Genomic DNA, 9,259 nt, shown 5'->3' with positions numbered 1-9,259 from the left:
AAGTATCAATCTTAAAAATGAAGCTTTAAGGCTTCTAACCGTAGGAACTACGGGGATAGCCTAATGAATTAGAAGCCACTAGGCTTCTGTACTTAGGAATCTCCCACTTCAAACAGTCCGTAAGGACGTTAAGTGGTGAGTAGTTCAATCATTAATCTTTTCTTTTAATTCATTCATAATTTGCTTTACAGACTTATTCGTCGTATCGATATGAATATGAGCCTCTTCATAATAAGCTCGGCGCGATTCAAATTTCGTCACAAATGCCTCTATATCTTTCTTCTGAAATAGTGGACGTGTCGTATCTTCACGAAGCCTTTCTGCAATGACATGTGGATCACAATATAAATACACGACAGTTCCATTCTCCTTCATCCACTTTCGGTTTTCCTCTCGTTCAATGATTCCACCACCAGTTGTAATAATTACATTACAACTAGGTAGTGAACGTAACATTTCACTTTCATATTCCCGAAAAGCCATTTCGCCTTCTTCAGCAAAAATATTACGAATCGCCTTCTCCTGCTTCTCTTCAATTTTTTGGTCTGTATCGACAACATCCATATGAAGTTCTTTACTTAACGCTTTTCCAATTGTTGTTTTCCCAGCTCCCATATAACCGGTTATGTATATAGATTTCATGTTCGTTCCTCCCAATCATCCGTTATTATTTGTTATTATAACGAATGATTACATTATTTAATAAAAAAACGTTTTGTTCTTCTTATAAAATGAAGAACAAAACGTTTCATACACGCGTTTACTTATAAGCGCCTCTTCTTACCCACTGCGTTGCAATCCATTTCTCACCTTTCGTTACAGGTGCCCCTCCATGTAACGTAAGCTCATTTAATGATTCGTCTTGATAAAAGTACTCAAAGTATACTGCCATTCCCTTTCTAGGGTGCACAGAAAGATTTAATTTCGGAAAGAACGTTTCTCCGCCTTCTTCTACATCATTTAAGTACATGACAAGCGTACTAATACGATTATTAGCAGCTGATCTACTATGTTCCGCAAAATAATCATAATGCGCTTTATATTGTTGATCCACTTCATAATTTAAAATGTGTAATCCTTCACCATGCGATGCAGGAACATTCATGATAGATGAAATTCGTTTTTCAATCTTCGCAGTAAGTTCATTATCGTCTAAAAATGCACCCTTACTCGTTCGAATATCATTTACATCACGTGATGAACCAACTTTTGAACGCGCTAACTTACTTTTAGACAATTCAATCAATTCATCGCATTCTTCATCACTTAATACATTTCCTAACACGACAATAAGAGGTTCTTCGAATTTTGAAATAATTTGTATTTCTCTATCTTCTGTCATAATTGCATTTCCTTTATGATCAAAAATAGTTTGTTCCTTATTTTCACCTATTTGATTGTTATTTGTCATTTCCCTATTCTCCCTAAAAAAATATGTTTGGATAGCTTGAATATATCATATTCTTTCTACCTTTCTCTTTTTTGAGAAAATTTAAACTTTCAACTGTTTTAAAATGAGAAATTATGGTTTTTGTTCACACATTCAACATACTATCCTTCTATCCAATCGAATATTTTTTCATCCTTTTTTCTATACCGAAAGCTTACTTTATAGAAAATTTTCTGTTTAATTTTGCACTGCAACGAAACGAGAATATCGTCGTTTTCAAAGACGTAATTTCCACTTGCTTCGCCCTTTTCATATTGAAAGAAAAAAGTATCTTCCTTTTCTTTTTGCTGTAAGTCTTTTTTTATATTTGTAATTGATCGATTTAGTAGTTCTTCCAGTACAAACTTTTGCTCTATTTCAATATAAAATTTTTTATCTATAAGCAACATATTCGTTTCGTATACAAAGAACGAAGTTAATAATACAAGAAAAATGATTGTTCCTGGCATCGTAAATCCATCTTGTTTTCTCATATATTTATTTCCATTTCGCTATACCTGACAGCTACACCTTCATATATTTTCCCACTCATATCTTTCACATTTATAAAGAGCAAATGAGGTGTTACTTCGTACGAAACCATTTCAACGTTTTGTAATATAACTTCTCTTCCGCGCATATTCACTTTTCTTATAAGATGGTTATTCAATTTTTCATATGTCACTTCATCTCCAGTACGAAGACGGAAGCGCAAAAGATTATCTTTATTTTCAGGGACTATTTTTTCTACAAATGATACTTCACGAAATTCTAATTGTACTTGTCCTAAAAACACATCCCATTCCCAATTATTTAATCCTTTCGATTGTTTATTTTCTATTCCAATAAAGTTTAAACGTGGCAAGAGTAAAAAGAACAGTGATAACAGAAAAAGACATACAATCATTTCTATTAATGTAAACCCAACTTCTAATTTATTTTTTCTCCTGCATAAAAGCATTGTTCCATCATTTTTCCTTTCACATCTTTCCACATAGCACAAACTTCATTTCCTCCCCAATATGTGTAATATACATTTCCGTTTACGACTTTTTCTTGCGGTCGTTTCGCCCCATTCTCATACATATATAAAGCTGCTTCCCTTTTTAATAATACAAATGCTTTATAACGAATTTGTATGTTTTTTCGTTCTTGCATAAGCAATACTGTTTGCGGAAGTAGTAAAGATACTGCCATCATTACTATACTTAATGCTACAAGCATCTCAGCCATCACTGACCCTTTTTGACATTTCACGATACGTAAATCTCCCTCTCCCAAGCTGAAATACAATCTCATATTTATAACTTCGATACGAAAGTAAAATAGTGCCACCTCTATTAATATTTCCACTCGAATTATATGTCATCGGATTTGGAAAAGTATTCAAATCAATTTGTATATCACTATCATATTCTCTTTTAATGATAGTAAGATTCTCACTTAGCTCCCCTATATAATACGTATGTCTATCTTTATACCATCGTAATGTATAGTGTTTTTGACGGTTTATCGCTAATTGTTGCATATACAAAATATCGTTTGAAAACTGTCTTAAAAATTGTTCCAATTTTTGTTTTTCATGTAATGAATGTACGTTAAAATACGTGACCATGCTTAGTACAGAAATTGCAAATAGAACGAGTAGCATTTCTAAAAGCGTAAAACCTTTTTGTTTCACAGTTTCCCAGTTGTTACTGTGCCATCATTTGAAATATGAATGGATTCACCATTCGGACACTCATCAGCTGTAATATATTTTTCATCCCTTAGCTCTTTTAGCGAGGGAATTTTATTATGTTGTAAATGGTATGCTTGTATTTGCGCTTCTATAGATTTCACATAGGCTTTACATCCTTTTCCTTCGACAGATGAACGCTGTGTAACTACATTCGGAATAATTAATAGTAATAATACAGTTATGACGACCATCACTAATAACATTTCTAAAAGGGTAAACCCTTCTTCATTCTGCATGTAAATGCCTCCTAAATAGAATTCATCATTTGAAACATTGGCATAATCATTGCTAAATACATAAGAACGACTATTCCTCCAATACACGTAAATAAAATTGGTTGAATGATCACTAACATACGTTTAACTTTTTGCTCCATTTTTTCCATGATAAGATCGCTATAGTCACCTAATTCAATCGCCAAATTACCGTTTGCTTGTCCATGCGTAATAATATAAGAAAGTTCTTCCTCATAATATCCGCTTTTAGCAATAATAGCTTGCAACGGTTCTCCCGCAATTAATTGACGTTCAATTCGGCCCGCTTCATATTGAAAGAACGGATGATAATGTTGCTCCATCATTATTGTTAGGGCCTCAAGTACTGATAGTCCGCCGTGTAATAAACCGCTCAATTGAGTGGCGAAATAATGTGAATGCTTTAAAATAAGAAATGTTTTTACGAGAGGGATACGAAGCTTAATTTTTACCTGCTTCATATGCGGGAGTTTTTGAAAGTAAAATATATATACACTACAGCCAATCATAACGATAAAAATAATGCTAAAAATTAGATAGGGCAGTAGCTTAATTGCACTTAATATTTGTTCTGTAAATAACGGTGCTGTAGAACCAAACGAACTATATACCATGTCAACCTGTGGTAATAAAATGCGGTTAAAAATCAAAATCATGATTAGTAAAAAGAGCGCCAAAAACATAGGATACTGCATTATTTTCATCATATCTTTCCTATACTTATCCTTTTTATAAAGAAGTGCGCTCCCTTGTTGCAATGCAAAAGAAATATCACCATGTTTCTCGGCATAAAATAAATAACTTAACATCTCCTGATGAAACTTTAATTGATGAAAAGAATCGTGTAGACTTTTTCCATCTTTTAATCCATCAATCATACGCTGCAATTGTACTTTCTTTTCTAAAGGTAATTGAAACCGTAAAAATTCTAATGCCTGCAAAAGGGAGTATCCTTTTTCTAATAGTTCTCCTAATCGTTTCAGCAATACGACTTGATCACTTAAACTCCATATTTTCTTAAACATACACATCCTCTTCTAAAAATCCTAAAGCGTATCCTTTTCGTATCGAAGATTCTAATGTTTCATGCTTGTATGTGACACATTCCCCGTTTGCTTCTTTAATCGCTTGTTTTAACTCATATCCATATAACAACTCATAAATACTCGCTTGTCTTACCTGCCTCATTGATTTACATAAAGTTGAGCACTTTCTTTGGCAAAACGGACACTTCAATTCGACAAGTCGCTGTGCAGCTATAGCCAATAAAGATTGTTCAATCTCTTGCCTCGTTATGCCATAATCCATAAACCTGAGTATCGCTCCTTTCGCGTCACTAGTATGCAATGTCGTCATTACTAAATGTCCAGTCAAACTTGCTCTTATAGCGATTTTCGCTGTTTCTTCATCACGAATTTCACCGACTAAAATAATATCTGGATCATGACGTAAAATGGCCTTTAATCCCGCCTCATATGTGATACCTGCTTTTTCATTTATTTGAATTTGTAATACATCGTCATTTCTTTTTTCAACTGGATCTTCAAGTGTAACGATGCGACGTGTTTTCTTTTTTCTAATCACCTCTAATAATGCATACATTGTTGTTGTCTTGCCCGAACCAGTCGGTCCAGTAAATACGAGTAACCCATGTGAATAGTGTAAAAAAGAGAGTAGTTTTTTCGCTGTACTTGGAAATAACGAAAGATGAGATAACGGCTGAATAGATGCTTGTAAATGAAGACGAATAACGAGACTTTCTTGATATACGGTTGGAAGCGTGGAAAGGCGTAAATACACTTCTTGTCCATCCATTTGTAAATACAGTGAACCATTTTGTGGCTTCCGTCTCTCCCCTATATCCATGGATGCTAAAAATTTAAAGTGTGAAACAAGTTTTTCTCCAAATTCCTTTTCGATACAGTGTTTCGTCATTAAATCTTTTCCTATACGCAGTTGAACCGCTACATCCTTCTTCCGGGGCACAATATGTAAATCCGAAGCTTGTACCCTGCACGCCTCTTTCAAAATCATATTCGCAAAAATTTCAATTCCATTCATCATTTTTTCCCTCCCCACTATGTATATAGCATGAAAAAACAGATAAGAAAAATCGGCATTTTTGTATTTTCACTAGAGTAAAAAGGAAAAATATGTTTGTGAAATTATGAACAATTTCCGAATTATTGTCTGAAATTACCTATATGGAAGTTTATCTGTATTATAATGTTATTATCTTGGATAAAGTGATAAAGGTGGAGATCCTCATGGAACAAGCTTTAAAAATTACAGGCGTATTATCTGACCCAACTCGTTATTACATTTATAAATATATTTCTCAAAAACATAGTTACGTAACTGTACAAGAAATTGCAGATGAGTTTGACATTCATCCAAACGTAGCCCGTTTACATTTATCTAAATTAGAAGATGTTCATATGCTGAAATCGGAAACAAAGAAAACTGGAAAAGGCGGAAGACCAAGCAGATTATATGTATTATCTGAAGATGTGATTCAATTACAATTTCCATTCCGCGATTATCAATTGTTAGCAAGAATAGCATTTAATTCTTTACTTAGCCTTGGCGCCGCTGGTGAAAAAGCGCTATACGAAACAGGAAAACAATTCGGGGCCGAGTTAATGCAACAACATATGCAGCGTTTACATGTGAATGAAGATGCTTTAACAGTAGAGCAAAAAGTCCAAATTGCAAAAGAAGCTTTCTCAACAGCTGGTTTATCACCTGCATTTGAATTAAGTGCAGATGGAACGAAAATTTTCTACGATGTACACAATTGTCCATTTAAAGAAGTTGCTGTTCATCACCCAACTGAAATTTGTAATATGCACGGAGATATGATGAAAGGGATTTTTGAAATCCTATTCCCTAACACGGAATTAACTCGAAACGATAGTCTACTAGATGGATGTAAATCTTGTAATTATAAACTAACAATTTAATTTCTCATATAAAAAGAAGCCAATTATAATTGGCTTCTTTTTATATGAACGAATATTTACAATAGTAAGAAAAATAAACTATAATGAGGAGAGGTTTACTTTTTTAGAAAAGGAGGGAGATGGCATGGAGCGCATGTTTCGCGTTCTCGGCTTTTGGACTGGAATTTTCTCGGTTATGTTTTACGTAGGGGATATGCATTCGACCGCACTACTATTTTTAGGACAAACAGGTTTCTTCGTACTTTTAAGCTATTTAAACTTAACAGAGCGTATGTATATATACGTATTCGGGGCATATTTAACTGTTTTCTTCATAGGATTTACATACTACACGACGTTTTTACTTGTCCCTGGAGCTGGACATTAAAGATGGCATTTTGCCATCTTTTTTTTAATTCCTCAATTTCCTAGTTGACTTATAGGTTTTATTACCTTATATTCTATATAACAGATTGGAATTAGGGGGAATCAACATGAATACACTGCTTGTCGGAATTAACGTTGCAGTCATGATCATCTTAGTTGGGGTATTATATTATATGCAACGTAAGCATGTATCTTTTAATAAACGTGTATTTACTGCTTTAGGAGTCGGAATTATATTCGGTCTTATATTACAATTTATTTATGAGCCAACATCTAAAGTAATTATTGAATCAAATACTTGGTTTAGCTTAATCGGTAGCGGTTATGTGAAATTACTTCAAATGATCGTTATGCCACTTATTTTAGTATCTATTATTTCAGCCTTTACAAAATTACAGTTAACAAAAAATCTTGGTAAAATTAGTGGTCTTATTATCGGAATTTTAATTCTTACTACAGGAATCGCCGCAGCTGTCGGTATCGCTGCAAGTGCAGGATTTGATGTATCAGCAACAGGCTTACAACAAGGTGATGCAGAGTCTGCTCGTCTGAAGCTAGTTGAAGAAAGATTTACTTCTATTGAAAAAACAACAATTCCAGATAAATTATTAGAGCTGTTGCCTACAAATCCGTTTCTTGATTTAACAGGTGCTCGTCCAACATCAACAATTTCTGTTGTAATATTTGCAGCCTTTATCGGTATCGCCTTTATAGGGGTAAAACGAAAATATCCAGAACAAGCAGAACTATTTAAGAAAATGCTAGATGCTGTATATGCAATCGTAATGCGTATGGTTACATTAATTTTACGTCTTACTCCATATGGCGTATTAGCTCTTATGGCAAAAACAGTTGCTGGTAGCGACATAAATGCTATTTTAAAACTTGGTAACTTCGTGTTAGCGTCTTACGTGGCACTTATCGTAATGTTCGTTATCCACTTATTATTAATTGCTCTATCTGGTTTAAATCCAATTCAATATTTAAAAAAGGTGTTCCCTGTATTAACATTTGCATTCACATCTCGCTCTAGTGCTGGTGCAATGCCATTAAATATTGAAGCGCAAAAAGAAAAGCTTGGTATTTCCGAAGGGATTGCAAACTTTGCAGCATCATTCGGAGTATCCATCGGACAAAACGGTTGCGCAGGTATTTATCCAGCAATGCTTGCAATGATGGTCGCTCCAACTGTAGGAATCGATCCATTACAACCACAATTTATTTTAACTTTAATCGCTGTCGTTGCTATTAGCTCATTCGGTGTTGCCGGTGTTGGTGGCGGTGCAACATTCGCAGCGTTAATCGTACTATCTACAATGAACTTACCAATCGGTATTGTCGCTCTTGTTATCTCAGTTGAACCATTAATCGATATGGGTCGTACAGCTCTTAACGTAAGTGGTTCTATGACAGCAGGTCTTATTTCTAGTAAATGGCTTGGTGAATTAGATCAAGATACGTACAATCAAGATGATACAAAAACTGGTGAAATTGCTTCATAATGAAAAGGACGCTAACAAAAAATGTTAGCGTCCTTTTTTAGTTTTTTCATCTTCCTCTTTGTCTTTTATACATAAGGCATAACATATTGTTTCAAACACTATGTATAAAGCTCTACCAATTACTTCAGCCATAGTAAAACACCACTTATACATCACCATGTATAGATATAAAGAAATTATACTTTTTTTCATTTTTTAATAACTATTAATTATAAACTAAAGACTAACTATTATTCCTCATCTGCAAACTGTAAAAACTCTTCCAACCGCTCCTTTAACTCCTCCTCTATCTCACAATAAGTTTCATCAACAAGTTCACCACTTAACTTACTTCCCCAAAACCTTATTTGAAGCGGTACCCCTAAAAAATAATTACAACATTCCCAGATAGGAACTGTATAAAATTCAATCATCTCTCCTTCTTCATCTAATACAGCTATCGAAATGGATGAAGAATATCCTGTTTCAAAAGGATCTTCTTTATCTCTGATGAGTTCTATAAATAATTCCATGTTTTTTTCTATGTACAAATGTGAATAATCTTTAAAAAGTTTAAATGATATTCTCTCTGTTTCCTTCTCCATGCATTGAATCTTCTCTTTTAACTCCAATGTAAAATCTTGTTCTTTATACTGCATTTCCGTCTCCTTACACATAGAAAAAGAGAATACAATAACATATTCTCTTTTCTCAAATATATTTCATTATCTCACAGCCCGTCCTTCTTACAAATAACCATTTTGTTCGCACCATTTATGAAATTGTCCTACGTCTACTCCAACTAACACGATATCCTTTAGCTCTACATCAATGATTTGTTCTCCAATTACAATAGCAAACTGCGATTCTAATTTTGTCTCGCTGTTCTTTACAATTCCAATTCGGTTCCGATGCGGTCCATCTTTTATATATGCTTTTTGTCCTACAATATCAAAGTTCAAGTCTCTCACCTCTTTTATTGCGCTTAAATTTGAAATACGAACTCAAATTCGGAAAATTCCCTT

The 9,259-nt window shown here is 34.0% G+C and carries 14 protein-coding genes; 3 read left to right on the top strand and 11 right to left on the bottom strand.

What is annotated here, in order from left to right; all coding sequences use genetic code 11:
• Nucleotides 1–144 precede the first annotated feature (144 nt).
• The 9 genes from aroK to comGA form a co-directional block, all read right to left on the bottom strand.
• The gene (gene aroK / locus MKO96_RS20760) at nt 145–642 is read right to left on the bottom strand and encodes a shikimate kinase AroK (RefSeq protein WP_240588495.1); all 498 of its coding nucleotides are present in this window, start codon (nt 640–642) and stop codon (nt 145–147) included.
• Nucleotides 643–760: 118 nt separating this feature from the next.
• Nucleotides 761–1,411, bottom strand: a complete 651-nt coding sequence (locus MKO96_RS20755) for a 2OG-Fe(II) oxygenase (protein WP_240588494.1) — start codon at nt 1,409–1,411, stop codon at nt 761–763.
• Between the two features lie 140 nt (nt 1,412–1,551).
• Nucleotides 1,552–1,923 (bottom strand): competence type IV pilus minor pilin ComGG, encoded by a 372-nt coding sequence (comGG, locus tag MKO96_RS20750; RefSeq protein ID WP_240588493.1) that lies wholly within the window; start codon nt 1,921–1,923, stop codon nt 1,552–1,554.
• Entirely contained in the window at nt 1,920–2,390 is a 471-nt protein-coding gene (gene comGF / locus MKO96_RS20745) for a competence type IV pilus minor pilin ComGF (RefSeq protein WP_140386888.1), read from the bottom strand. The genes comGG and comGF overlap by 4 nt, the downstream gene beginning before the upstream one ends.
• Nucleotides 2,360–2,662: a competence protein ComG gene (locus MKO96_RS20740; protein ID WP_240588492.1), complete on the bottom strand. Its 303-nt coding sequence runs from the start codon at nt 2,660–2,662 to the stop codon at nt 2,360–2,362. The genes comGF and MKO96_RS20740 overlap by 31 nt, the downstream gene beginning before the upstream one ends.
• Nucleotides 2,655–3,110, bottom strand: coding sequence for a competence type IV pilus minor pilin ComGD (gene comGD, locus MKO96_RS20735; RefSeq protein WP_240588491.1), 456 nt, complete (start codon nt 3,108–3,110; stop codon nt 2,655–2,657). Before comGD ends, MKO96_RS20740 begins: the two co-directional genes overlap by 8 nt.
• Nucleotides 3,107–3,406 carry a competence type IV pilus major pilin ComGC gene (gene comGC / locus MKO96_RS20730; RefSeq protein ID WP_001178693.1) on the bottom strand — a complete coding sequence of 100 codons (300 nt, stop codon included), beginning with the start codon at nt 3,404–3,406 and terminating at the stop codon, nt 3,107–3,109. The genes comGD and comGC overlap by 4 nt, the downstream gene beginning before the upstream one ends.
• 11 nt (nt 3,407–3,417) lie before the next feature.
• Entirely contained in the window at nt 3,418–4,449 is a 1,032-nt protein-coding gene (gene comGB, locus MKO96_RS20725) for a competence type IV pilus assembly protein ComGB (protein WP_240588490.1), read from the bottom strand.
• On the bottom strand, nt 4,442–5,485 hold the full coding sequence (gene comGA / locus MKO96_RS20720) for a competence protein ComGA (protein WP_087982732.1): 1,044 nt from the start codon (nt 5,483–5,485) through the stop codon (nt 4,442–4,444). Before comGA ends, comGB begins: the two co-directional genes overlap by 8 nt.
• 206 nt (nt 5,486–5,691) lie before the next feature.
• On the opposite strand from comGA, the gene MKO96_RS20715 reads away from it, so the two are divergent.
• The 3 genes from MKO96_RS20715 to MKO96_RS20705 all read left to right on the top strand — a co-directional run bounded on the left by MKO96_RS20715 (nt 5,692) and on the right by MKO96_RS20705 (nt 8,255).
• Complete coding sequence (locus MKO96_RS20715; RefSeq protein ID WP_000434122.1) at nt 5,692–6,387, top strand: helix-turn-helix transcriptional regulator; 696 nt, start codon at nt 5,692–5,694, stop codon at nt 6,385–6,387.
• A 124-nt stretch (nt 6,388–6,511) separates the two neighbouring features.
• Nucleotides 6,512–6,754, top strand: a complete 243-nt coding sequence (locus tag MKO96_RS20710; RefSeq protein WP_000440714.1) for a DUF2626 domain-containing protein — start codon at nt 6,512–6,514, stop codon at nt 6,752–6,754.
• A gap of 106 nt (nt 6,755–6,860) precedes the next feature.
• A complete protein-coding gene (locus tag MKO96_RS20705; protein WP_240588489.1) occupies nt 6,861–8,255 on the top strand; it encodes an L-cystine transporter in 1,395 nt (464 codons plus the stop codon).
• A 230-nt stretch (nt 8,256–8,485) separates the two neighbouring features.
• Here the strand turns inward: MKO96_RS20705 and MKO96_RS20700 are convergent, their stop codons facing one another.
• Nucleotides 8,486–8,893, bottom strand: coding sequence for a hypothetical protein (locus MKO96_RS20700; protein ID WP_240588488.1), 408 nt, complete (start codon nt 8,891–8,893; stop codon nt 8,486–8,488).
• An 87-nt stretch (nt 8,894–8,980) separates the two neighbouring features.
• Nucleotides 8,981–9,196, bottom strand: coding sequence for a DUF3912 family protein (locus MKO96_RS20695; protein ID WP_001008334.1), 216 nt, complete (start codon nt 9,194–9,196; stop codon nt 8,981–8,983).
• Nucleotides 9,197–9,259: the final 63 nt, after the last annotated feature.

It is taken from the genome of Bacillus sp. ES1-5 (assembly GCF_022487605.1).
Taxonomy (GTDB): Bacteria; Bacillota; Bacilli; order Bacillales; family Bacillaceae_G; genus Bacillus_A; species Bacillus_A wiedmannii.
The sequence above is the reverse complement of the archived record's forward strand: the minus strand, read 5'-3'. Positions and strand labels throughout refer to the sequence as shown.

What these genes read in the sequence shown, in the direction of transcription:
- MKO96_RS20705 (WP_240588489.1), top strand. Translation starts at nt 6,861, where the DNA reads ATGAATACACTGCTTGTCGGAATTAACGTTGCAGTCATGATCATCTTA.
- MKO96_RS20715 (WP_000434122.1), top strand. Translation starts at nt 5,692, where the DNA reads ATGGAACAAGCTTTAAAAATTACAGGCGTATTATCTGACCCAACTCGT.
- comGA (WP_087982732.1), bottom strand. Translation starts at nt 5,485, where the DNA reads ATGAATGGAATTGAAATTTTTGCGAATATGATTTTGAAAGAGGCGTGC.
- MKO96_RS20710 (WP_000440714.1), top strand. Translation starts at nt 6,512, where the DNA reads ATGGAGCGCATGTTTCGCGTTCTCGGCTTTTGGACTGGAATTTTCTCG.
- comGG (WP_240588493.1), bottom strand. Translation starts at nt 1,923, where the DNA reads ATGAGAAAACAAGATGGATTTACGATGCCAGGAACAATCATTTTTCTT.
- comGF (WP_140386888.1), bottom strand. Translation starts at nt 2,390, where the DNA reads ATGCTTTTATGCAGGAGAAAAAATAAATTAGAAGTTGGGTTTACATTA.
- comGB (WP_240588490.1), bottom strand. Translation starts at nt 4,449, where the DNA reads ATGTTTAAGAAAATATGGAGTTTAAGTGATCAAGTCGTATTGCTGAAA.
- MKO96_RS20755 (WP_240588494.1), bottom strand. Translation starts at nt 1,411, where the DNA reads ATGACAAATAACAATCAAATAGGTGAAAATAAGGAACAAACTATTTTT.
- comGC (WP_001178693.1), bottom strand. Translation starts at nt 3,406, where the DNA reads ATGCAGAATGAAGAAGGGTTTACCCTTTTAGAAATGTTATTAGTGATG.
- aroK (WP_240588495.1), bottom strand. Translation starts at nt 642, where the DNA reads ATGAAATCTATATACATAACCGGTTATATGGGAGCTGGGAAAACAACA.
- MKO96_RS20740 (WP_240588492.1), bottom strand. Translation starts at nt 2,662, where the DNA reads ATGGCTGAGATGCTTGTAGCATTAAGTATAGTAATGATGGCAGTATCT.
- MKO96_RS20700 (WP_240588488.1), bottom strand. Translation starts at nt 8,893, where the DNA reads ATGCAGTATAAAGAACAAGATTTTACATTGGAGTTAAAAGAGAAGATT.